Annotated in this window: 21 protein-coding genes; 13 read left to right on the forward strand and 8 right to left on the reverse strand. The window is 68.9% G+C overall.

Going from position 1 to position 22,058, the window contains the following annotated elements; genetic code table 11:
- Positions 1–31 precede the first annotated feature (31 nt).
- Together ORI27_RS27090 and ORI27_RS27095 are read left to right on the forward strand one after the other, a co-directional pair.
- Positions 32–724, forward strand: coding sequence for an esterase (locus ORI27_RS27090; protein ID WP_266000207.1), 693 nt, complete (start codon positions 32–34; stop codon positions 722–724).
- Positions 725–845: 121 nt separating this feature from the next.
- Positions 846–2,321, forward strand: coding sequence for a glutamate--cysteine ligase family protein (locus ORI27_RS27095; protein ID WP_266000208.1), 1,476 nt, complete (start codon positions 846–848; stop codon positions 2,319–2,321).
- 23 nt (positions 2,322–2,344) lie between these two features.
- On the opposite strand, the gene ORI27_RS27100 is transcribed toward ORI27_RS27095, so the two are convergent.
- Positions 2,345–3,631 carry a PQQ-binding-like beta-propeller repeat protein gene (locus ORI27_RS27100; protein WP_266000209.1) on the reverse strand — a complete coding sequence of 429 codons (1,287 nt, stop codon included), beginning with the start codon at positions 3,629–3,631 and terminating at the stop codon, positions 2,345–2,347.
- 85 nt (positions 3,632–3,716) lie between these two features.
- On the opposite strand from ORI27_RS27100, the gene ORI27_RS27105 reads away from it, so the two are divergent.
- Both ORI27_RS27105 and ORI27_RS27110 read left to right on the forward strand, forming a co-directional pair.
- A complete protein-coding gene (locus ORI27_RS27105; RefSeq protein ID WP_266000211.1) occupies positions 3,717–4,454 on the forward strand; it encodes an acetyltransferase in 738 nt (245 codons plus the stop codon).
- 143 nt (positions 4,455–4,597) lie between these two features.
- Positions 4,598–5,038 carry an MPT63 family protein gene (locus ORI27_RS27110; protein ID WP_266000236.1) on the forward strand — a complete coding sequence of 147 codons (441 nt, stop codon included), beginning with the start codon at positions 4,598–4,600 and terminating at the stop codon, positions 5,036–5,038.
- Between the two features lie 16 nt (positions 5,039–5,054).
- Here ORI27_RS27110 and ORI27_RS27115 read toward each other — a convergent pair whose 3' ends face one another.
- The 3 genes from ORI27_RS27115 to ORI27_RS27125 all read right to left on the reverse strand — a co-directional run bounded on the left by ORI27_RS27115 (position 5,055) and on the right by ORI27_RS27125 (position 8,828).
- Positions 5,055–6,287 carry a glycosyltransferase family 4 protein gene (locus tag ORI27_RS27115; protein WP_266000212.1) on the reverse strand — a complete coding sequence of 411 codons (1,233 nt, stop codon included), beginning with the start codon at positions 6,285–6,287 and terminating at the stop codon, positions 5,055–5,057.
- 88 nt (positions 6,288–6,375) lie between these two features.
- Positions 6,376–7,929, reverse strand: a complete 1,554-nt coding sequence (locus ORI27_RS27120) for a glycoside hydrolase family 57 protein (RefSeq protein ID WP_266000237.1) — start codon at positions 7,927–7,929, stop codon at positions 6,376–6,378.
- 14 nt (positions 7,930–7,943) lie between these two features.
- Entirely contained in the window at positions 7,944–8,828 is an 885-nt protein-coding gene (locus ORI27_RS27125) for a class I SAM-dependent methyltransferase (RefSeq protein WP_407666442.1), read from the reverse strand.
- Positions 8,829–8,963: 135 nt separating this feature from the next.
- Here ORI27_RS27125 and ORI27_RS27130 point away from each other — a divergent pair, with 135 nt between their 5' ends.
- From ORI27_RS27130 to mnmA, 6 genes are all read left to right on the forward strand, one after another.
- Positions 8,964–9,758, forward strand: coding sequence for an electron transfer flavoprotein subunit beta/FixA family protein (locus ORI27_RS27130; protein WP_266000214.1), 795 nt, complete (start codon positions 8,964–8,966; stop codon positions 9,756–9,758).
- A 46-nt stretch (positions 9,759–9,804) separates the two neighbouring features.
- The gene (locus ORI27_RS27135) at positions 9,805–10,761 is read left to right on the forward strand and encodes an electron transfer flavoprotein subunit alpha/FixB family protein (RefSeq protein ID WP_266000215.1); all 957 of its coding nucleotides are present in this window, start codon (positions 9,805–9,807) and stop codon (positions 10,759–10,761) included.
- 159 nt (positions 10,762–10,920) lie between these two features.
- Complete coding sequence (locus tag ORI27_RS27140) at positions 10,921–11,760, forward strand: GNAT family N-acetyltransferase (protein ID WP_266000216.1); 840 nt, start codon at positions 10,921–10,923, stop codon at positions 11,758–11,760.
- A complete protein-coding gene (locus ORI27_RS27145) occupies positions 11,757–12,593 on the forward strand; it encodes a lysophospholipid acyltransferase family protein (protein WP_266000217.1) in 837 nt (278 codons plus the stop codon). Before ORI27_RS27140 ends, ORI27_RS27145 begins: the two co-directional genes overlap by 4 nt.
- A gap of 44 nt (positions 12,594–12,637) precedes the next feature.
- Positions 12,638–13,846: a cysteine desulfurase family protein gene (locus tag ORI27_RS27150; RefSeq protein WP_266000218.1), complete on the forward strand. Its 1,209-nt coding sequence runs from the start codon at positions 12,638–12,640 to the stop codon at positions 13,844–13,846.
- A complete protein-coding gene (gene mnmA, locus ORI27_RS27155; RefSeq protein WP_266000219.1) occupies positions 13,843–14,928 on the forward strand; it encodes a tRNA 2-thiouridine(34) synthase MnmA in 1,086 nt (361 codons plus the stop codon). The genes ORI27_RS27150 and mnmA overlap by 4 nt, the downstream gene beginning before the upstream one ends.
- On the opposite strand, the gene ORI27_RS27160 is transcribed toward mnmA, so the two are convergent.
- Entirely contained in the window at positions 14,906–15,544 is a 639-nt protein-coding gene (locus ORI27_RS27160; RefSeq protein WP_266000220.1) for a sensor domain-containing protein, read from the reverse strand. The two genes, mnmA and ORI27_RS27160, sit on opposite strands and share 23 nt — an antisense overlap.
- Before the next feature lie 60 nt (positions 15,545–15,604).
- Between ORI27_RS27160 and ORI27_RS27165 the strand changes: the two genes are divergently transcribed.
- A complete protein-coding gene (locus ORI27_RS27165) occupies positions 15,605–16,615 on the forward strand; it encodes a uroporphyrinogen decarboxylase/cobalamine-independent methonine synthase family protein (protein WP_266000221.1) in 1,011 nt (336 codons plus the stop codon).
- Between the two features lie 122 nt (positions 16,616–16,737).
- A complete protein-coding gene (locus ORI27_RS27170; protein ID WP_266000222.1) occupies positions 16,738–18,114 on the forward strand; it encodes an FAD-dependent oxidoreductase in 1,377 nt (458 codons plus the stop codon).
- Here ORI27_RS27170 and ORI27_RS27175 read toward each other — a convergent pair.
- Positions 18,111–18,506 carry an MmcQ/YjbR family DNA-binding protein gene (locus tag ORI27_RS27175; RefSeq protein WP_266000223.1) on the reverse strand — a complete coding sequence of 132 codons (396 nt, stop codon included), beginning with the start codon at positions 18,504–18,506 and terminating at the stop codon, positions 18,111–18,113. The genes ORI27_RS27170 and ORI27_RS27175 overlap by 4 nt on opposite strands.
- 52 nt (positions 18,507–18,558) lie before the next feature.
- Between ORI27_RS27175 and ligA the strand changes: the two genes are divergently transcribed.
- Complete coding sequence (gene ligA, locus ORI27_RS27180) at positions 18,559–20,655, forward strand: NAD-dependent DNA ligase LigA (RefSeq protein WP_323055681.1); 2,097 nt, start codon at positions 18,559–18,561, stop codon at positions 20,653–20,655.
- Here the strand turns inward: ligA and ORI27_RS27185 are convergent.
- Entirely contained in the window at positions 20,652–21,383 is a 732-nt protein-coding gene (locus tag ORI27_RS27185; RefSeq protein ID WP_266000224.1) for a hypothetical protein, read from the reverse strand. The two genes, ligA and ORI27_RS27185, sit on opposite strands and share 4 nt — an antisense overlap.
- Positions 21,384–21,389: 6 nt before the next feature.
- The gene (locus tag ORI27_RS27190; RefSeq protein ID WP_266000225.1) at positions 21,390–22,049 is read right to left on the reverse strand and encodes an ACT domain-containing protein; all 660 of its coding nucleotides are present in this window, start codon (positions 22,047–22,049) and stop codon (positions 21,390–21,392) included.
- Between the last annotated feature and the right edge of the window lie 9 nt (positions 22,050–22,058).

The raw sequence follows: 22,058 nt of genomic DNA on the forward strand, positions 1-22,058 counted from the left end.
GCCGTCTTCTCGGCGCGAGGACGATTGGCAGATGCGCATTCTCAGTTTGGCCGCAGTGCTGGCCACGGGTGTTCTGCTCGGTGATCCCGCCGTCGCGGTGTCCGCGGCACAGGACGGGTGCGCGGCGCTGGGTGGTGCTGTGGAAGCCGGCAACGTCTGCCACGTGCACAGCGATGCCCCCGGGTACATGATGGATCTGAAGTTTCCCACCGACTTCGCCGACGAGCAGGCCGTCGTCGACTACCTGATACAGAACCGCGACGGATTCACCAATGTCGCGCAGACCCCGGCCTTTCGAAGCGCGCCCTACGAAATGGACGTCACCGCACAGTCATTCAGCTCCGGTCCGCCCACCGCTGGCACCCAGAGTGTGGTCCTCAAACTGTTCCAGGATGTCGGTGGCGCGCACCCGACGACCTGGTACAAGGCGTTCACCTACGATGTCGCCCAGCGCAAGCCGGTCACCTTCGACACCCTGTTCGCGCCGGGTGTGAACGCTGTCGACGCGATTTTCCCGGTCGTGCAACGTGATCTGGAGCGCCAGACCGGTCTGACCGGCGTCATCGCCAGCAGCGACGGGCTGGATCCGTCGCACTACCAGAACTTCGCCATCACCGACGACGCGGTGATCTTCTTCTTCGGCCAGGGCGTGCTGTTGCCCTCGGATGCCGGGGCGACGTCGGCTTCGGTGCCGCGGGCAGCGCTGCCCCCGCTGCAACTCTGAGGCCCTCGGCGCGCCACGGGCTGCGCGTTCGTCTCGATCGGGTGACGATGGAACCCAGAGACACAATCGCTGCCGGCGGGCGGTGCGATCGGTCGTCGAGTCCACCGCGGGGAGATGAGTCATGGGTGACCGGATCGAAGCGGGCGAACTGATCGTCGGACATGACGAACAGGTGCACCACCGACTGGAGCGCTCCGTTGCGCTGCTGCGCGACATGGTCGGCTCCGGGGCATTCCGCGGCCACGAGGACAGCATGGGTATGGAGGTCGAACTCGATCTCGTCGACCCGTTGGGCCGACCGCGCCTCATCAACGACTCGGTTTTGGCGTGCCTGGACCGCTCCGATATGAAGCACGAACTCGGCCGGTTCAACATCGAGTTCAACCTTGCTCCACAACCCCTCCACGGTCGGGTGTTCCACGACTGCCAGCAGCTGCTCACCGAGGTCCTGGACCGATCGGGTGGCCGCATCGCCGGGCTGGGGGCGCGGATCATCTCCGTCGGCACGCTGCCCACCGCGGCCGCCGAGCACATGACGGCCGAGCGGCTCTCCACCAACCCCCGGTACGCCTTGATGAGTCGTCGTCTGCGGGCCGCCCGTCATCGCGCCTTCCGTATTCGGATACCGGAGGCGGTCGAGCCTGTCGACTTCTCACCCGATTCGGTCGCCCTCGAAGCGTGCGCGACGAGCCTGCAACTCCACCTGCGGGTCGCGCCGGAGCATTTCGCGGCGTATTACAACGCCGCGCAGTTGAGCGCCGGCGTCCAGGTTGCGGTCGCGGCGAATTCGCCCTTCCTGCTTGGCAATCACGTCTGGGAGGAATCCCGGATTCCGATGATGGAGCAGCTGTTCGACTCGCGGCGACCCGCGGAGGTCAAGGCAAGGGCCGCCGCGCGGGTGGAGCTGGGCGAAGGGTGGATCGATGGTCCCGTCGACCTTTTCGACAGCCTCGTTCGTCTCTACCCCCCGCTCTTCCCAACCCTGGAACCGGAGGATCCGGACACGGCCTACCTGGCCGGCCGCACTCCGGCGTTGCACGAACTCAGATTGCACAACGGGACGGTGTGGTTGTGGAATCGCCCGGTCTACGACGTCCAAGCAGGCATCCCGCAACTACGCATCGAAAATCGGGTCTTGCCCAGTGGCCCGACGCCGGTCGACATGGTCGCCAACGCGGCCTTCTACTACGGACTGGTCCGGGCCGTCGTGGACAGTGGTCGGGTGCCGTGGACACGGACATCGTTTGCGACCGCGGAGCGCGATCTGCACCGGGCGGCGCGGTTCGGCCTCGGGGCGGTGCTGCACTGGAACGGCGAAGATCGACCTGCCGCAGAGTTGGTGGCCGATGTCCTGGTACCGATGGCCGCCGACGGGCTCGACTCCTGGGGTATCGCCCACGCCGACCGCGATCACTACCTGGGCATCATCGAGGCACGGGCCCGTCGCGGCCGCACGGGCGCGACATGGCAGGCTGCGACGGTCCAGCGTTTGCAGGACGCCGGCGCCGAACGGATAACGGCGTTGCACGAGATGACCCGCCGGTACGTCGAGAACGCGAACACCGGCACACCGGTGCACGATTGGCCGCTCGTGTGACCGAGCGTGTTAGCCCCGCATCGTCAGTCGGCCGGCTCGAAGCTGTACACCTGGCCTGCGCTGGTCGCCACCACCACACGACGATGCAGGCCCACCGAAATCCCCACCGGGAAGCCGTCCGCCTCGGGTAGCGGGTAGTTGTCGAGGGTGTGGCCGTCGGCGGGACCGAACACCAGCAGCGACAGGCCCGACTGCGGGTCGGCCACCACCGTGTAGGCCACCCCGCCAGCCTGGCTCGACGTGCTCAGCGGTGTGATGTCGTCTCGGCGCCAGGTCACGTCGGCGTGGCTGCCGGCGTCCTTGACCGCAACGAGGTGGGTATTCGGGCCACCGCCGCAGACGATCAGGCCATCCGGTGACACCGATGGCGGCGTCTGCGGCTGAAAGTCCAGCGGCACAGACCATTTCAGCTTTCCGTCGGAGGTGTTGAGCGCCCACAGCTTGCGGTCACGACCGGTGATGTAGACGGTGCTGCCGTCGGCGGAGGAGACCGGCGCGGCCAGGACGCCGGCGGCGACGACGTCGCTGGTCCACTCCCGGGTCAGCAGGGGGGTCTGGCCCGGGTGGTATCGCAGGCCGATGAGTGTCGATGCCTCGGCACCGGGCTGCCACACGCTCACGACGATCATGTGCGTGGCCGCGGCGTACGCCGGCGGCGCGGCCACCGGGCATTGCGGCAACCCCCGAGCGCAGTCGGCCAGTCCGCGGGTGGAGTCGGTCGGATCCAGCCCTTCGACAAGATCCAGTGGGGTTCCGCTCACCTCGCCGCGATGCGAGTCGAATACCAGAACCTGCCCGAGATGGGTGACCACCAGCAGTTGACCACCGCCGAGAAACCTAGCCGTCGTGGGCATTCCGATGACGTTCTGGCGCCAGCGGATCCACTGCGTGGGTGGGTAGGACTGCATCATGCCCGGCTGGCCGACATAGAGATTGTCGAACTGATCGAACAGCGGGCTGGCGAATCCGCCGCCCAGAACCATGCGGGTGCACCATCGTTGCCGGCCGTTGTTGTCGTTCTCCCACACCATCAACGAACATCCGGCCGCGGTCTGTCCGTTGACCGCCAGATAGGCGCCGTCGCCCAGCGCCGCGCCGGCACCCAGCTCGCCTTTCACCGATCGGCTCCACTGCAGCCGCAGCGTGGAGGCGCCGCCGGTGGCGGTGTAGCTGCTGTTGGCGGCGTCGCCGTACTGGGCCGCCCACCCGTGCGCCGCGGTGGAATCGACCCAGGAGTCGGTGTTGCCGCAGCCGGCCAAGCCGGTCACGACCAGCGCGGTCGACGCCGACGCCAGCAATCGCCGCAGCACCCGTGTCCTCCCTGTCCCGGCCGTCCCGAACGGGACGGTACAGGCGAGGGTAACCCGTGCCCCTCCTCGGTTAGGCTCTCAGCCCATGACGACGATGTGGGGCTCGCCGATCCACAAACGGTGGAGGGGCTCTCGCCTGCGTGATCCGCGTCAGGCCAGGTTCCTCACCAAGGAATCGCTGCGCTGGGTCATCGCCAATCGGGCGTACACGCCCTGGTACCTGGTGCGCTATTGGCGGCTGCTGAAGTTCAAGCTCACCAACCCGCACATCATCACCCGCGGGATGGTGTTCCTCGGCAAGGACGTCGAGATCCACGCCACCCCCGAACTGGCCCAGCTGGAGATCGGCCGGTGGGTACACATCGGCGACAAGAACACCATTCGCGCCCACGAAGGCTCGCTGCGGTTCGGCGACAAGGTGGTACTGGGCCGCGACAACGTCATCAACTGCTACCTGGACATCGAGCTGGGTGACTCGGCGTTGATGGCCGACTGGTGCTACGTCTGCGACTTCGACCACAAGATGGACAACATCGAGATGGCGATCAAGGACCAGGGCATCGTCAAGAGTCCGGTGCGTATCGGCCCGGACACCTGGATCGCGGCCAAGGTGACCGTACTGCGGGGCACGACGATCGGCCGCGGCTGTGTGCTCGGTGCTCATGCCGTGGTCAAGGGCGAGATTCCGGACTTCTCCATCGCTGTCGGCTCGCCGGCCAAGGTGGTCAAGAACCGCAAACTGGCCTGGGAGACCTCGGCCGCCCAGCGCGCCGAACTGGCCGCCGCGCTGGCCGACATCGAGCGGAAAAAAGCCGCTCGTTAGTGACTTAAGTCACAACAGGGTGGGCGTTAGGGCTCTATGGCCCGGCATTTGTCTGGAGTTATGCAGAGGCATCCATTCACGTCTTCGTCGGGGAGGGCACTGTGAAGATCTCCAGAGTTGTCAAGGCAGTACTGGCCACCGCGGTGAGCGTACTCATCGCGCTGGCGGTCGCACCGTTCTCGGCCGCGACCGACTATCCCATCGTCGGCAGGCTGGGCAGTCCGCTGACGATGACCGACAGTGTCGGCCAGGTCGCCTTGAGTTGGACGGTCAGCGACCTCAAACCCAGCAACGACGTGATGCCGGGCTACCAGGTCGCCGGCCAGCTCTGGGAGGCGACCGCGACCGTGGTGGCCCTGAGTGGACCCGTGACGCCGGCCATCTCGCAGTTCAACGCGGTCGCCCCCAACCAGGCGGCTTACCGAGTGCTGTGGATGGTGGCCGCCCCGTCGAACATCAGCGGCGCCACCATCCCGCAGGGCGCGCAGGCGACGGGCAAGATCCACTTCGACGTCACCGGTCCGGCGCCGACCACGGTCACCATGAACAACGGCATGCAGGACCTGTTGATCTGGACGCCCTGACGCGCCGTCGGAGGTGTCAACGCCCCGGCAGGGCGTGCTCGATGATGGGCCGGCGGGGCTGTGGCTCGCGTTCCCGGCGTTTGGCGGCCAGGTAGACCTGGGCGGTCTCGGCGGCCACGGTGTGCCAGTCGAAATCCGAGGTCAGCCGCTGCCGCGCGGCGTTCGCGCGCTGCTGCGCGGCAACGGGATCGTCGAGAACCCGCCGTACCGCCGAAGCCAGCGCGGCGACGTCGCGCGGCGGGCACGACACCCCGGTCTCGCCGTCGATGACCGCCTCGCCGAGTCCGCCGACATTGGAGGTGACCAGCGGCGCACCCGCCGCGGCCGCTTCGAGAGCCACGATGCCGAACGGTTCGTAGTGGCTGGGCAGCACCGCGGCGTCGGTGCGGTGCAACAGGCGCAGTAGTTCGTCGTGGTCGACCCGTCCGACGAAGCGAATCGCCTTGATCACCTTGTGCTTTCGGGCCAGTTCGACGAGCCAGTCCTGCTGCGTGCCGTCGCCGGCGATGGTCAGGGTGGTCCCCGGATGGGTGCGCCGGATCCGGGGCAGTGCAGCGATCGCCTCGTGCACGCCCTTCTCGTATTCCAGCCGGCCGAAGAACAACAGTTCCGGCGGCCCGGCGTGGGCCCGGCGACGCGCGAAGGGCCAACGGCTCGAATCGATTCCGTTGCGGATGACGACGATTTCGCCCAACTCCGGGCCGAACAGCGTGGCGACCTCGTCGGCCATCGACGCCGAGCAGGCGATCAGCGAATCGGACTCCCGGACGAACCACGACTCGACGGCGTGCACTTGGCGGCTGATCTGCCCGGACACCCAGCCGGAATGCCGGCCGGCCTCGGTGGCGTGCACCGTCGAAACCATTGGCACATCGAAGAACTCAGCCAGTGCGATGGCCGGGTGGGCGACCAGCCAGTCGTGGGCGTGGACCACGTCGGGTTGCCAGCCCTTGGCCTGCAGGGTCAGGCCCGCGCGGGTCATGGCGTGACCCATGGCCAGTGTCCAGGCCATCAGATCACGGCCGAAGTCGAATTCATGCGGGTCCTGGGCGGCCGCGATCACCCGCACCCCCTCATGGACCTCGTCGGTGGTCGGATGCGTACTGGGATCGGTGCCCGATGGGCGTCGGGACAGCACCACTACCTCGTGGCCGTCGGCGGCCAGCGCGGTTGCCAGCTGGTAGACGTGCCGGCCCAGGCCGCCGATGATCACCGGCGGGTACTCCCACGACACCATGAGGATCTTCACGCGGGGACCTTCTGTCGCGAGCGTGCGCCAACCGCTCGTTGTAGCGGTGTGTCGGCGTGCGGACACGCACGCTCGCGGTCAAGGACTTTCACGGCAGCCGCCGGGCGTCCAGGGCGCCGAACAACCCGTCGGCGCGGTTCCAGCCGGCGGCCAGCCGCTCGGCGGCGTCGCGACGCCCCGATGCCAGCGCGTCGGCGATCTCGCGGGTGGCGTGTGCGTGCAGGTGCGCGCGGTAGCGGGCGTAGTCGGCCGCCGAATCCTTGCTGACCATGAACGGCCAGTCGCTGGACACCGTCAGCAGTGTCTCGCGCAGGATCTGGTCGGCGACGAAATCCCGGCTGGGCAAGTTGCCACGGTGCGCCAGCGCTTTGTCGACGCAGGCCAGGGCGGTGTCGACGACCTCGGTGTTGAGCTGGACCAGGTCGGCTACCTGCTCACCCGACCACACCTGCCAGTCCTTGCCGGATCCCCAGGAGCTGGGTGGTAGTTCGACGGGTGCGCCGACCAACCCGGCGGACAGCGCGTCGCTCAGGGTGCCGACCTTGACCCCAGCCGCCGGCAGCGCGCGCAGCAACCGCTCCAGCCAGAGCGGACCCTCGTACCACCAGTGGCCGAACAATTCGGTGTCGAAGGCGGCCACCACGTGGGCGGGCCGGCCGATGCGCTCGGACTCGGAGATCAGCCGCTGGCGCACCAGGGAGACGAAGTCGGCGACGTGGGTGTCGATTGCCTTCTCGGCGCGCTGCGGGTCGTAGGGGGCCTTGGCGTCGGAGCCGACGTTTCGGCCGGTGACCCGGGCGGGCTTGAGCCCGGTCAGGTGGTCGTAGGTGTGAAAATCGCGGTAGGCGGCATGCCCCGGGTAGCCCGACTTCGGTGACCAGACCCGGTAGCTGACCTGAAGGTCGCGGCCGAACGCCACCACGTCGGTCGCCCCGACGGGCCGGCCCAGTGCGGTGTCGCCGTGCAGCGAGGGGCCGTCGACCATGAAGTGCCCGACTCCGGCGGCGGCATAGTCGTGCTCCATACCCGGGGCGTAGGCGCACTCGGGCGCCCAGATGCCCCTCGGCGTGTGGGCGAAGCGCTGACCGGCGTCGGCCAGCCCCTCGCGCAACGCGAACTCGCGCAGACGGGGATTGAGCAGCGGCTGGAACGGGTGCGCCAGCGGGCCGCCGAGGAGCTCCACGGTGCCGGCGTCGATCAGCTCGCGCAGCAGTGGACTGGCCCCGTGCCGCCACAGTGTGCCGAAGTCCGCCAATGCGCGGCTGGCTTCGTCGTATTCGCGAGTACCGAACTGCCGTAATGCTTCCGGTGTCGTAGCGGTGCCGGGCTCCGCGCCGGTCGGGGTGCGCAGGGTGGCTGCCTCCAGCGCGCGCAGCTGCCAATTGGCCAACCAGCGGTGCATGCCGTCCAGACAGTAGGGATCATCGAGCTGGGCGGTCACCACCGGCGTCATGCCCAGGGTCACCACTCCGCGGCGACCCTCCGCGGCGAGCGTGCGCAGCACCCGCATCAGTGGGAGGTAGGCCGCCGACCACGACTGGTAGAGCCACTCCTCGCCGACCGGCCACCGGCCGTGGTGCGCCAGCCAGGGCAGGTGGGTGTGCAGGACGAGGGTGAACTGCCCGGGTACCGATGCCGGCACCGGTCCCGACGGGCTCACGGGCGCACCGCGATCGCCACCAGGTCCAGGCTGTCGTCGATATCGCGCTCGCCGTCCGGCGGGCAGGAGCGAAGCGACCCGGGGAGTGGTCCGCAGTCGAGCAGGTCGAAGTCCTCGCAGCGGACGGCCGCCACATCGGCCAGCAGATCCTCGGGCCACGGTGCGTCGGCCAGCGCCCGGGCGATCTGGGCGTCGATGATCGAGCCACCGTGGCGTTCGTCCATGGCGGCGAGGCCCGCACCATGGAACACACCGCTCATCGAGCGCAACTCGAAACCACCGTCGGTGAGCAGCTCGGCGAGTTCGCCGGCGTTGAGCTCGCGGGTGTGGAACGGGTTGACCGGGGTGTCGAGGCCGGGGGAGAAGGTGATGCGGTTGGGCGTCGACATCAGCAGCAGGCCGCCGGGCCGCAGCACGCGCGCGCATTCGGCGACGAACTGTGGCTGATCCCACAGATGCTCGATGACCTGGAAATTCACCACAACATCAACTGAAGCGTCGGGCAGCGGGAGCGACGCCAGATTGCCCGCGACCACGCTGACGCGGGGATAACGCGTCCGGATGTGCGCCACCGTGGCTGCGTCGTAGTCCACGGCCACCACCCGGCGTGCCACCGACGCGATCATGTCGGCTCCGTAGCCCTCGCCACAGCCCGCCTCGAGCACTTCGCGACCTGCGCAAAGGTCCAGCACGCGGCGGTACACCACCTCATGGCGGCGGAACCAGTAATTCTCCTCCGCCAGCCCGGGGATGGTCCGCTCACCGGTCAGCGGCAAACCGCTGTCACCTGCGTCAGTCACGAATGCGCTCATTGCAACGCAGGCTAACGCGAAGTTGGCGGTTCGCGAACTGCTCGGTACCGATGGGCTGCTAGAACACAAACTTCGACCAGCTATGGTGTTCCTGCGAACCACTCTAAGTTACCCACTAGTAACATGATGTGAGTTGCGGAATGACCAAATGTCTTGCGACCTTCGCTGGCCGCAGGACGCCTGCCAGGAGGACGTAGAAGACTCATGACGAACATCGTGGTCCTGATCAAACAGGTCCCAGACACGTGGTCCGAGCGCAAGCTGTCCGACGGTGACTTCACGCTCGATCGCGACGCTGCCGACGCCGTGCTGGACGAGATCAACGAGCGTGCCGTCGAAGAAGCCTTGCTGATCAAGGAGAAGGAAGGCGACGCGGGCGGCACCGTCACCGTGCTGACCGCCGGCCCGGAGCGCGCCACCGAGGCGATCCGCAAGGCGCTGTCGATGGGCGCCGACAAGGCCGTGCACCTGCTCGACGACGGCATGCACGGCTCCGACATGGTGCAGACCGGCTGGGCGCTGGCCCGAGCGCTGGGCGCCATCGAGGGCACCGAGCTGGTCATCGCGGGCAACGAGGCCACCGACGGCACCGGCGGCGCCGTCCCGGCGATCATCGCCGAGTACCTCGGCCTGCCCCAGCTGACACACCTGCGCAAGGTGACCGTCGAGGGCGGCAAGATCAGCGGCGAGCGGGAAACCGACGAGGGTGTGTTCGCCGTCGAGGCGCCGCTGCCCGCGGTCATCAGCGTCACCGAGAAGATCAACGAGCCCCGCTTCCCGTCCTTCAAGGGCATCATGGCCGCCAAGAAGAAGGAAGTGACCACCCTGACGCTGGCCGAGATCGGTGTCGAGGGCGACGAGGTCGGTCTGGCCAACGCCGGGACCTCGGTGACGGCGTCGACGCCGAAGCCGCCGAAGACCGCAGGCGAGAAGATCACCGACGAGGGCGACGGCGGCACCAAGATCGCCGAGTACCTGGTCGCGCAAAAGATCATCTAACCCCGTCCCCGACCAACAGATAAGAACAAGAGGCGAACGAACCGCTATGGCTGAAGTACTTGTGCTCGTTGAGCATTCCGAAGGTGCGGTGAAGAAGGTCACCGCCGAACTCATCACCGCCGCCCGTACCCTGGGCGAGCCCTCCGCCGTCGTCATCGGCGCCCCGGGCACCGCGGCTCCGCTGGTCGACGATCTCAAGGCCGCCGGTGCGGCCAAGATCTACGTCGCCGAGTCGGCGGACGCGGAGAGCTATCTGATCACCCCCTTCGTTGACGTCCTGGCGTCGCTGGTGGAGTCGGCCGCCCCGGCTGCCGTGCTGCTGGCCGCCAACGCCGACGGCAAGGAGATCGCCGGCCGGCTGGCCGCGCGGACGGGTGCCGGTGTGCTGTCCGACGTCGTCGAGGTCAAAGAAGGCGGCAAGGCCGTCCACTCGATCTTCGGTGGCGCGTTCACCGTCGATGCGCAGGCCAACGGTGACACCCCGGTGATCACCGTGCGCCCCGGTGCCGTCGAGGCCGCGCCCGCCGCCGGGGCCGGCGAGCAGGTCAGCGTCGAGGTGCCCGCACAGGCCGAGAACGCCACCAGGATCACCTCGCGCCAGCCCGCCGTGGCCGGTGACCGCCCGGAGCTCACTGAGGCCAGTGTCGTGGTGTCCGGCGGTCGTGGTGTCGGAAGTGCGGAGAAGTTCTCGGTGGTCGAGGACCTGGCCGACTCGCTCGGCGGCGCGGTGGGCGCATCGCGTGCCGCCGTCGACTCCGGCTACTACCCGGGCCAGTTCCAGGTGGGCCAGACCGGCAAGACGGTCTCGCCGCAGCTGTACATCGCGTTGGGCATCTCCGGGGCCATCCAGCACCGCGCCGGCATGCAGACGTCCAAGACGATCATCGCGGTGAACAAGGACGAGGAAGCGCCGATCTTCGAGGTCGCCGACTACGGCATCGTCGGCGACCTGTTCAACGTCGCGCCGCAGCTCACCGAGGCGGTCAAGGCTCGCAAGGGCTGACTCTTTCTGCGCGAGCAGGCACAAACGCCTCCGACACGCCGAGTGTTCGGAGGCGTTTGTGTCTCTTGGCGGGCCAATAATTTTATTGGTCATCGAGCGTGCACGAACACGTCACGCAGGCGTTGACATCCGGCCCAACACCTGGGCAACCGTGCAGCTATGAGCACTGCATCTGTACTCATAGCCCCCGACCGGAACGAGTCCGCCGCGCTGCGCGGCCCACGCTATTCGCTGTTGCTGTCCACCGACCCCGCCCTGATCGAGGCGGCTCAGCGGCTGCGCTATCAGGTGTTCACCACCGAACCCGGGTTCGCTCTGCCCACCGAGGGCGAGGCCAGAGACGCCGACCGGTTCGACGAATTCTGCGACCACCTCCTGGTTCGCGAGGACACCTCGGGCGAGCTTGTCGGGTGCTACCGCATGCTGCCTCCGCCCGGCGCGATCGCCGCTGGAAGCCTCTACACCGCAACGGAATTCGATGTCAGCGCGCTGGACCGGCTGCGTCCGTCGCTGGTGGAGATGGGTCGTGCGGTGGTGCGGGCCGACCACCGCAACGGCGCGGTGGTGCTGCTGATGTGGGCGGGCATCCTGGCCTATCTGGACCGCTGCGGGTACGACTACGTCACGGGATGCGTCTCGGTGCCCACCCATGGCGAGGGTGCCCCCGGCAGCCAGATCCGCGGGGTGCGCGACTTCGTGCTGCGCCGCCATGCCGCCGCGGCCGAACACACCGTCTACCCGTATCGCCCGGTCGTGGTCGACGGACTGGGACTCGACGACATCCAGCCGCCGGCCAGGCCGACCATTCCGCCGCTGATGCGCGGCTACCTGCGCCTGGGTGCCCGGGTCTGCGGCGAGCCGGCCCACGATCCGGACTTCGGCGTCGGCGATTTCCCGGCCCTGCTGGACAAGCGGCAGGCCGACACCCGCTACCTCACCCGGCTGCGGTCGGTCTCGGCGGCCAGCGAGATGGCCGGCGGAATGGGAGAGACCGCATGACCGCCCCCGAGCACGCCTGGCTGCCCCGGGCGCTGTGCGACGACAGCTGTGTGCGTGCCGGTGGTGCTCCGCCGTCGCGGCGGGTGGTCGCCGGGCTGCGCGCCACCGTGCGCATCTCGTCTGCGCTGCTGCTGTTGCTGATGGTGCCGCTGCTGGCGGTGCCGATCCCGGGCCGGGGCCGGGTGCAGCGGTTGTACTGCCGGACCTTCCTGCGCTGCCTGGGCGTGCGAATCACCGTGTCGGGTGGGCCGATTCGCAACCTGCGCGGTGTCCTGGTGGTCAGTGGGCACGTGTCGTGGGTCGACATCTTCGTCATCGGTTCGGTGCTGCCCGGCGCCTTCGTCGCCCGCGCCGACCTGGTCGACTGGCCGGCGGTCGGCCTGGCGGCCCGCATCATGAAAGTCATCCCGATCGACCGGGGCAGCCTGCGCAGGCTGCCCCAGGTGGTGGCCCAGGTTGCCGACCGGCTGCGCACCGGACAGACCGTCGTTGCCTTCCCGGAGGGCACCACCTGGTGCGGCCTGGCTTACGGCCAGTTCCGGCCGGCGATGTTCCAGGCCGCCGTCGACTCCGGACGACCGGTTCAGCCGCTGCGGTTGACCTACCACCACCGCGATGGACGCCCGTCGACGGTGGCGGCGTTCATCGGCGAAGACACTCTGTGGCAGACACTGAGCCGCACGGCGCGGGCCCGGCTGACCGTGGTCGATGTCGAGGTGGCCTCCCTGGAGCTGCCGGGCACCGACCGGCGCGAACTGGCGGCACGCTGCGAGGTGGCCGTGCGCGGGCAGATCGCGCCCCGCTTCGCCCACGCCCACGCCCTGGCGGGCTGACGGCGGCGAGCCGCCACTGCGGCTGCCGGTATCCTGGACGGGCTATGAGCCCGACCGCCGGTCCGGTGTATCTCGACCACGCTGCCACCACCCCGATGTATCCCGCTGCCATCGAGGCGATGACCGCTGCGCTGGCCACTGTCGGGAACGCCTCCTCGTTGCACACCGCGGGCCGTGCTGCGCGGCGCCGGATGGAGGAGGCCCGCGAGAGCATCGCGGCGCGACTGGGTGCCCGGCCGTCGGAAGTGATCTTCACCGCCGGCGGCACCGAGAGCGACAATCTCGCCGTCAAGGGCATCTACTGGGGTCGCCGCGACGCCGAGCCCGCACGCCGCCGCATCGTCACCACCGCGGTCGAACACCACGCCGTCCTCGACGCCGTCACCTGGCTGGCCGAGCACGAGGGCGCCGAGGTGACGTTCTTGCCGACCGAACCCGACGGTTCGGTGACCGCCGACGCACTGCGCGACGTCCTGCGCGAGCACGGACACGAGGTCGCCCTGGTCTCGGTGATGTGGGCCAACAACGAAGTCGGCACGATCATGCCGATCGCCGAACTCGCCGCGGTGGCCACCGAGTTCGACGTGCCGATCCACAGCGACGCCGTCCAGGCGGTCGGTCACATCCCGGTCGACTTCGCCGGATCGGCGCTGTCGGCCGTGAGCCTGGCCGCGCATAAGTTCGGCGGACCGGCCGGGGTCGGTGCTCTGCTGCTGCGCCGCAACACCGCCTGCGTCCCACTGCTGCATGGCGGCGGTCAGGAGCGCGACATCCGTTCCGGTACACCTGATGTCGCCGGTGCGGTCGCGATGGCCGCGGCCGCCGACATCGCCGTCGAGTCCCTCGACGCCACCGGCGTCCGGCTGCGTGTCCTGCGTGAGCGGCTCATCGCCGGGGTGCTGGACTCCATCGCCGACACCCACGTCAACGGAGCCCTCGGCGACCGGCGACTGCCGGGCAACACCCATTTCACGTTCCGCGGCTGCGAGGGTGACTCCTTGCTGATGTTGTTGGACGCGAACGGAATCGAATGCTCGACCGGGTCGGCCTGCACGGCCGGGGTGGCCCAGCCGTCGCACGTCCTGCTGGCCATGGGTGCCGATGCCGATGCCGCCCGCGGCTCACTGCGACTATCGTTGGGACACAACAGCTCCGATGCCGATGTCGACGCGGCGTTGCGCGTGCTGCCGGCTGCCGTCGAGCGCGCCCGCCAGGCCGCATTGGCTAGTTCCGCACTGGGGGCACTGCGATGAGGGTGCTGGCCGCGATGAGCGGCGGCGTCGACTCCTCGGTGGCCGCTGCCCGGATGGTGGACGCCGGCCACGACGTCGTCGGTGTGCACCTGGCACTGTCGCGTACGCCGGGCACCTTGCGCACCGGATCCCGGGGCTGCTGCTCCAAGGAGGACGCCGGTGACGCCCGACGTGTCGCCGATGTACTCGGGATTCCGTTCTACGTCTGGGATTTCGCCGACCAGTTCGCCGAAGAAGTGATCGACGACTTCGTCTCGTCCTACGAACGCGGCGAGACCCCCAACCCGTGCGTGCGGTGCAACGAGAAGATCAAGTTCTCCGCCCTGGCGGCCAAGGCGCTGGCGCTGGGCTTCGACTCGGTGGCCACCGGCCACTACGCCCGGCTGTCCGAAGGCCGTCTGCGTCGCGCCGTCGACCCGGACAAGGACCAGTCCTATGTGCTGGGTGTGCTGACCGCCCAACAGCTGCGCCACGCCGCGTTCCCCGTGGGCGACACTCCCAAGCCGGCGATCCGCGAGGAGGCTGCCCGCCGCGGTCTGGCGGTGGCCGACAAGCCCGATAGTCACGACATCTGCTTCATCCCGTCCGGCGATACCCAGGCGTTTCTCGGCGCCCGGATCGGTGTGCGACGCGGAACCGTCATCGACGATGCCACTGGTGCCGTCCTCGCCGAGCACGACGGGGTGCACGGATTCACCATCGGCCAGCGCAAGGGCCTCGGTATCGCCGGGCCCGGGCCGGACGGCCTGCCGCGCTACGTCACCGCCATCGACGCCGAGTCGCAGACGGTGCGGGTGGGCGCGAAGGAGGATCTCGATGTGCGGTCGCTGACCGGTGAGCGCCCGGTGTTCACCTCCGGGCGGACCCCGGACGGTCCGGTGGAATGCGAGGTGCAGGTGCGCGCGCACGGCGGGACGGTCGCCGGTGTCGCCGAGGTTGTCGGCGGTGAGCTGAGGGTGGCGCTGCGCACTCCGCTGCGTGGTGTCGCGCCGGGCCAGACGATGGTGCTCTACCGGCCCGACCCGGCCGGTGACGAGGTCATCGGCAGCGCGACGATCCTCAACCGCCCGGAATCTTGTTGACGATATTGGTCATGACGATCTCGGGCACCGATTCGGGGAACGCGCAGAACGTCACCTCCACCAGCACCGAGGACTTCAGCCGGTAGTCGCGGCCGCACCGGCCCGGCCGGGTCCGCAGCGAATCGGTATCGCCGTCGACCTCGCCGACCAGATAGGAACCCATGGAACCGTCAGCACAGCGATGCACCGCGGTGGAGAGCATGTTGAACGCCTGCCGCGCCGCGGCGTCGTCGCGGTAGGCCGCCGCCGCCTCGGAGATCAGTGCACCCCGGGCCGGGTACTGGAAGCTCGTCTTGTGGAAATCCGCGACGTCGCTGCCGAAGGTGTCCGTCTCGGCGAAGACGAAGCGACAGTCCCGGGGCACCGACTCGGCGAGGGGCTCGATATCCACCTGGTACTTGCCGTCCATGCTCGGGATGATCGTCAGGTCCTGGCCGCCGCCGGTGATCGCCCGCATCTGGGCCTGGGTGAGGAGCACCTGGTCGACGTCGACGATCCCCGGCGGCCGGTACGGTGGCTCGCTGGCGGCGCGTAAGGGCGACCCCTCGACCCACTGGGTGCAACCGGTCAGCAGGGCCGCCGCCGCGCAACAGGCCAGCCCCGCGCGCACCGTCATTCCCAACACGTTATGCCCCCGGCCGCGCGATGCGCCCGGCCTGTCCAATACGGTTGGCCGGTGAGTGCTTTCGCCGCGGCCACCGGGATCGGTTCGTGGCCGGGTTCGGCACCGCGGGAGGCTGCCGACATCGTGGTCGGCGAGCTGCACCGGCTGCCCCACCTGGTCGAATTGCCGGCCCGCGGCGTCGGTGCGGACCTGGTCGGCCGGGCCGGCGGTCTGCTGGTCGACATCGCCATCGACACCGTCCCCCGCGGCTACCGCATCGCGGCCCGGCCGGGTGCGGTCACCCGCCGGGCGATCAGCCTGCTCGACGAGGACATCGACGCCATTGAGGAGGCGTGGGAGAAGGCCGGCGGGCCGGGCTCGGGGCGGCCGGTCAAGGTTCAGGCGCCCGGTCCGATCACGCTGGCCGCTCAGCTGGAGCTGGCCAACGGACACCGGGCGCTCACCGATGCCGGGGCGGTTCGGGATCTGGCGTCCTCGCTGGCCGAGGGGGTGGCGCGGCACCGCGCCGAGCTGGCGCGGCGGCTGTCGACGACGGTCGTGGTGCAATACGACGAGCCACTGCTGTCGGCCGCGCTGGCGGGCCGGCTGACCGGGGTGACGGCCCTGAACCCGGTGCATTCGGTCGACGAGGCGGTGGCCATCGGGCTGCTCGACGAATGCGTGGCCGGTGCGGGCACCGAGGTGCTACTGCACAGCTGTTCGACCGGACTGCCCTGGAATGTCTTGCAGCGCAGCATGATCAATGCCATTTCGGTGGATGCGAGCACACTCGGCGACGCCGATTTCGATGGGCTGGGCGAGTTTCTGGACTCGGGCCGCGCCGTGGTCTTCGGGCTGGTGCCGACCAGCGCCCCGGTGAAGCAATCGTCGGCCGAGGAGGTGGCCGCAGCCGCGGTCGCGATCACCGACCGGATCGGCTTCTCCCGCGGTTCGGTCCGCAACCGTGTCGGCGTCAGCCCGGCCTGCGGGTTGGCCGGCGCGACCGCCGCGTGGGCCCGCGTCGCCGTCGGGTTGTGCCAGCGAGCCGCCGACGCCGTCGCCGAGGATCCCGAAGCGATCTAGCGGCCCGCGTGGTCGCCCGGACCGGAATTGCAGTATCGGACTACTCAGAGTGGTCGGCGATCGCGGCCCTAGCGTTCGAATCGGCGGTGAACAGCCGCGGATCGGCGAACCGGGGGTGGGCGATGACTCGACTTGGGGAACGGGCGGTTGTGCTGGGGGCCAGCATGGCCGGCATGCTGGCCGCCCGGGTGGCGGCCGAGTACTACCGGGAGGTGCTCGTCGTCGACCGCGACGCGCAGCCGGGCCGGCCGCTCAATCGTCGGGGTGTTCCGCAGGGGTGCCATGGCCACGTGCTGCAGGCCGCCGGCGTGGGCGTCCTCGACGAGCTGTTTCCCGGGATCCTCGACGAGTTGGTTGCCGATGGCGCCCCCGTCTGGGATGACGGCGATCTCAACAGGGTGGTCCTGGAGTACGGTGGTCACCGATTTCTGCGCTCCGGTGTGCTGCCCGACCCGGTGGTATCCTACCTGCCCAGCCGCGCGCTCCTGGATTGGCATGTGCTGCAACGCTTTTTGGGTGTGCCGAACGTCACCTTGCTCGATGCTCATGACGTGGTCGGTCTGACCTCGGCGGCAGACCGGCGCCGGGTCACCGGTGTGGCCGTCGCACGCAGTGACGGCGGCGACACCAGCGTGCTGGGCGCGGATCTGGTGATCGACGCCACCGGCCGCGGCTCTCGTGCTCCGGTCTTTCTCTCCGAACTCGGATACGACCGTCCCCGCGAGGACGAGTTGGTGGTCAATCTCTGCTACACCAGCCAGTGGCTTCGCGTCCCGCCGGGGTTGATTCGCGAGCACATGGTGGCGATGTTCCCCAAACCCGGGGACCTGAGCACCGTGGCCCTGTTCGGGCACGAGAACGGCAAGTGGCTGATGACGGTTGGTGCGATGGCCGGGCAACAGCCGGCAGCCGACTATGCCGACATGCTGGCGATCGCCCGCCGGCGAGTTCCCGGGCGGATCTATGACGCGCTCGAGGCGGCCGAACCGGTCGGCCGGGCAGCTCATTACCGGACGCCCTCCAACCGCTGGCGTCGCTACGACAGCTTGGAGCGCATCCCCGACGGGTTCGTCGTGACGGGGGATGCGGTGTGCAGTTTCAATCCGATCTACGGACAGGGCATGTCGGTCGCGGCGTTGGACGCGATGGCGCTGCGGCGATGTCTGCGCCGCGGCGACCGGGATCTACCACGGCGGTTCTTCCAGGCCGCGGCCAAGTCCATCCGGGTGGCGTGGCGTAACGCGACGAGTGCGGATCTGTCCCTGCCCGAAGTCGCCGGCGAGCGACCACTGGGGATCCGGATCAACAACAAGTTCTCCGACTGGGTGCTCACCGCCGTCGAAACCGATCCGGCGGTCAACGGCCAGTTCTTCCGGGTGCTGGGCATGCTCGATTCGCCCGCTCGGCTGATGCGGCCCACCTTGCTGGCCCGGGTGGCGCGTGCCAATGTCGCACGGGCCCAGCGGGTTCGCCAGCCGGAGTTGTCGCCGAGCGGTTAGCCGTCGAGCAGGCGGACCAGCCGCGCCGGCGCCTGTAGCCGGAACGAGGCGTCGACCAGTTCGGTGACCTCGTCCCAATCGACTGCGGCGGCGTCGAAGTCGAGGCCCAGCCAGCCGAACGGGCCCAGATAGGCGGGATGGAAAAAGCGGGGATCCTGCTGCAGGGCCTGCCGTTCGCTGTCGTCCACCTTGACCAGTAGCGCATGGTCGTACCGGGTGTGCGGGCCGCCCGGGTTCTTGCGGCTGCCGCCGTAGACGGCGAACATCTTGGGCGCGGAAAACGTGGGCCGGCCGTGGGAGATCTTCTCGGTCGCCTCGGGGAACGCCAGCGCGATCGCTCGTACCCGGGCCAGGACCGGGTCGGCGTCGTCGAACATCACCGGATGGGGCATGTCTCAACCCTGCCACGAAGGGGCCGTCGGTGGGCTCGGCTAGCCTTCGGGGGTGGCTCCAGAGACATCCGATGCCGAGGTTGACCCCATCGATCCGGATGTGCGCCGGCGTTGGCAGGAGCTCGCCGACGAGGTGCGTGAGCATCAGTTCCGGTACTACATCAAGGACGCGCCGATCGTCTCCGACGCCGACTTCGACAAGCTCTTCAACGAACTGCTCGCCCTCGAGGAGCGCTACCCCGAACTCCGGGTCGCCGATTCGCCGACCCAGTTGGTCGGCGGGGCCGGATTCACGACCGACTTCACCGAGGCCGCGCATCTGGAACGGATGCTGTCGCTGGACGACGTGTTCAACACCGAGGAACTGGTGGCGTGGTCCAACCGGGTGGAAACCGAGATCGGCCGTGACCCACAGTATCTGTGCGAGCTCAAGGTCGATGGCGTGGCGCTGGCCCTGGTGTACCGCAACGGGCGGCTGGACCGGGCGGCCACCCGTGGTGACGGCCGGGTCGGCGAGGACGTCACCAACAATGCGCGCACCATCGACGACGTTCCTGAAACCCTCAGTGCATCAGAGGAATATCCGATTCCCGCGGTGCTGGAGGTACGCGGCGAGGTCTTTTTCCTGGTCGCCGACTTCGAGAATCTCAACGCCAGCCTGGTCGCCGACGGCAAGGCGCCGTTCGCCAATCCGCGTAACAGCGCGGCCGGGTCGCTGCGGCAGAAGAATCCGGCGGTCACCGCGCGACGCCGGCTGCGGATGATCTGTCACGGGCTCGGTTACACCGAGGGCTTCGACCCGGCCAGCCTGCACGACACCTACTTCGCGCTGAAGGCCTGGGGTCTGCCGGTCTCCGACCACACCACGCGGGTGGCGGGACTCGGGGCCGTCGAGGAGAAGATCGCCTACTGGGGTGAACGGCGGCACGAGATCGAGCACGAGATCGACGGTGTCGTGGTCAAGGTCGACGACTTCGCACAGCAGCGCCGCCTGGGGGCCACCTCGCGGGCCCCGCGCTGGGCGGTGGCCTACAAGTACCCGCCGGAAGAGGCCCAGACCAAGCTGCTCGACATTCAGGTCAACGTGGGCCGTACCGGCCGGGTCACCCCGTTCGCGATGATGACCCCGGTGCGCATCGCCGGATCCACCGTCGGCATGGCCACTCTGCACAACGGCTCGGAGGTCAAACGCAAGGGCGTGCTGATCGGTGACACCGTGATGATCCGCAAGGCCGGCGACGTCATCCCCGAGGTCCTGGGACCCGTGGTCGACTTGCGGGACGGCACCGAGCGGGAATTCGAGATGCCCACCCACTGCCCGGAATGCGGCACCCCGCTGGCGCCGGCCAAGGAGGGCGATGTCGACATCCGCTGCCCGAATGCCCGATCGTGCCCCGCGCAACTGCGTGAGCGGGTCTTCCACCTGGCCGGTCGCGGTGGGTTGGACATCGAAGGGCTCGGCTATGAAGCCGCGGCGGCGCTGCTGGCCGCGAAGATCATCGGAGATGAGGGGGATCTGTTCAGCCTCACCAGCGCGGACCTGCTGACCTCGGAGTTCTTCACGACCAAGGACGGCGCGCTGTCGGCCAACGGCGCGCGGCTGCTGATCAACCTGCAGCAGGCCAAGGATCGCCCGCTCTGGCGGATTCTGGTGGCACTGTCCATTCGCCACGTGGGGCCGACCGCGGCGCGGGCGCTGGCCGCCGCGTTCGGGAGCCTCGAGGCGATCATGGCGGCGTCCGAGGAGCAGCTGGCCGATGTGGAGGGCGTCGGGCCGACCATCGCCGCCGCGCTCAAGGAGTGGTTCGACGTGGACTGGCACCGCGCGATCATCGACAAGTGGCGGGCGGCCGGCGTGCGGATGGAGGATGTTCGCGACGCCGAGATAACGCCGACGCTGCAAGGGCTTTCGATCGTGGTCACCGGGTCGCTGCCCGGCTTCTCCCGCGACGAGGCCAAGGAGGCCATCATCGCCCGCGGCGGCAAGGCGGTCGGCTCGGTCTCGAAGAAGACCTCGTTCGTGGTGGCGGGGGACTCGCCCGGATCGAAATACGACAAGGCTGTCGAACTGGGAATCCCGATCCTCGACGAGGACGGGTTCCGCAAACTGCTGGCCGAGGGCCCGCCGCAGGAACCCGCGGACGGCTAACCGTCGCCGGTGCGGAACGCGAACTCGCTCAGGTCGATCGAGACCATCAGGTCCTTGGTGATGACACGGTTGTCCGTGTCGGCGCGGTACGCCTTACGCTTCGTCGGCATCGTGAACCCGTCGAAGTCCACCGCGCCGTCGATGTACTGGATCGCCGCAAATCCGCCGGCCACATCCACCCGGTAGTCGTGGCGGCACACCAGATATTGCTCATTGACGTAAAACTCTTGCACCGCACTGTGGCTGGGGAACTCAGCGGGGAACTCGACACGCAGGCCCGCTAACTGCCGGCCGTGATCTTCGACCGGGTCGATCTCGCTGACCCTGAGGCCCGGCAGTGCCATCAGAAACGGGGTGTTCAGATAGGTCCACAGCGCATAGCCGTTGAAGTAGGCCCGCTGCAACGGATCCCACGGGGTAGCCAGTTCGTGGCCGGTAAACGATTCTCGCGGGTTGCGCCGCTCGGCGACCACGCGGCCGTCGAGCTTCTCGATCGCGATCCGCGCCGCGGTGAAGTCGGTTCTCTGGTCGGGCGCGCCGAATGGCCGCACCGACGCCCACGACCGCTGGGTGGCAACCGCCATCCGGCGTGGGGTCGCGTCCTGCGGCTGGCCCTTAATCTCCCAGAGCTTGCCGCCGCTGACGACGGTCGCTTCGACGGTGGCCAGCGCGTTCCAACGGTCGAGCCCACCGTGGGCGTCGAGCACCTTGTCCAGCAGCCCGGCCATGGCGGCTCAGCGCAGGATGGTCGCGACGATGCCGGCCAGATAGCCGAGCCGGGCCACCTCTGAGGGCCGGAACGCCGGCCCGCCCGGGCGGCCCAGCATCACCGCGGTATTGGGATCACCCAGCGGTGCGGCGGCCAGTGTGGTGTCCATGTCCCGCCAGACCTGCGGCACCCAGTCGGCGGTGCCGTCGAGGGCTTCGGCGTGGGCCAGTGGCAGCCACGGGGCCGAGGTCGCCTGGGTCTCCGGCGCACCGGGGCTGCCGACGATGCGCTGCAGACCGGCCTCCGAGATCCGCGCCACCGTGCACCAGCCGACCCGCAGCACGCGCGGCGCCTCGTCGGCGAGCACCTGCAATTTGGCGGCGGGGTCGGCGGCCGCGGCGATGTGATCGATGAGTTCCAGTTCGCGGTGGGCCTCCAGCAGACCGGTGTGTGGCCGGATGGTGTCCACCCGCACACCCTCGAGCCGCTCGGCGGCCGTGATCAGCATGTCGGGCATGGAGCCGGGCGGCAGTTCGACCACCAGGTCGTCGATCGCGTATCCGGATCCTCGCTCGACGACGTCGAGCGAGAGGATGTCGGCACCGACCGTGCCCAGCGCGACGGCGAGCGAGCCGAGACTACCGGGCCGGTCGACCAGCTGGACCCGCAGCAGATACGAAGGCACGCGCACACT

It is taken from the genome of Mycobacterium pinniadriaticum (assembly GCF_026242045.1).
Lineage (GTDB): Bacteria > Actinomycetota > Actinomycetes > Mycobacteriales > Mycobacteriaceae > Mycobacterium > Mycobacterium pinniadriaticum.

What these genes read in the sequence shown, in the direction of transcription:
- ORI27_RS27090 (WP_266000207.1), top strand. Translation starts at nt 32, where the DNA reads ATGCGCATTCTCAGTTTGGCCGCAGTGCTGGCCACGGGTGTTCTGCTC.
- ORI27_RS27095 (WP_266000208.1), top strand. Translation starts at nt 846, where the DNA reads ATGGGTGACCGGATCGAAGCGGGCGAACTGATCGTCGGACATGACGAA.
- ORI27_RS27105 (WP_266000211.1), top strand. Translation starts at nt 3,717, where the DNA reads ATGACGACGATGTGGGGCTCGCCGATCCACAAACGGTGGAGGGGCTCT.
- ORI27_RS27130 (WP_266000214.1), top strand. Translation starts at nt 8,964, where the DNA reads ATGACGAACATCGTGGTCCTGATCAAACAGGTCCCAGACACGTGGTCC.
- ORI27_RS27135 (WP_266000215.1), top strand. Translation starts at nt 9,805, where the DNA reads ATGGCTGAAGTACTTGTGCTCGTTGAGCATTCCGAAGGTGCGGTGAAG.
- ORI27_RS27140 (WP_266000216.1), top strand. Translation starts at nt 10,921, where the DNA reads ATGAGCACTGCATCTGTACTCATAGCCCCCGACCGGAACGAGTCCGCC.
- ORI27_RS27145 (WP_266000217.1), top strand. Translation starts at nt 11,757, where the DNA reads ATGACCGCCCCCGAGCACGCCTGGCTGCCCCGGGCGCTGTGCGACGAC.
- ORI27_RS27150 (WP_266000218.1), top strand. Translation starts at nt 12,638, where the DNA reads ATGAGCCCGACCGCCGGTCCGGTGTATCTCGACCACGCTGCCACCACC.
- mnmA (WP_266000219.1), top strand. Translation starts at nt 13,843, where the DNA reads ATGAGGGTGCTGGCCGCGATGAGCGGCGGCGTCGACTCCTCGGTGGCC.
- ORI27_RS27160 (WP_266000220.1), bottom strand. Translation starts at nt 15,544, where the DNA reads ATGACGGTGCGCGCGGGGCTGGCCTGTTGCGCGGCGGCGGCCCTGCTG.
- ORI27_RS27170 (WP_266000222.1), top strand. Translation starts at nt 16,738, where the DNA reads ATGACTCGACTTGGGGAACGGGCGGTTGTGCTGGGGGCCAGCATGGCC.
- ORI27_RS27175 (WP_266000223.1), bottom strand. Translation starts at nt 18,506, where the DNA reads ATGCCCCATCCGGTGATGTTCGACGACGCCGACCCGGTCCTGGCCCGG.
- ORI27_RS27185 (WP_266000224.1), bottom strand. Translation starts at nt 21,383, where the DNA reads ATGGCCGGGCTGCTGGACAAGGTGCTCGACGCCCACGGTGGGCTCGAC.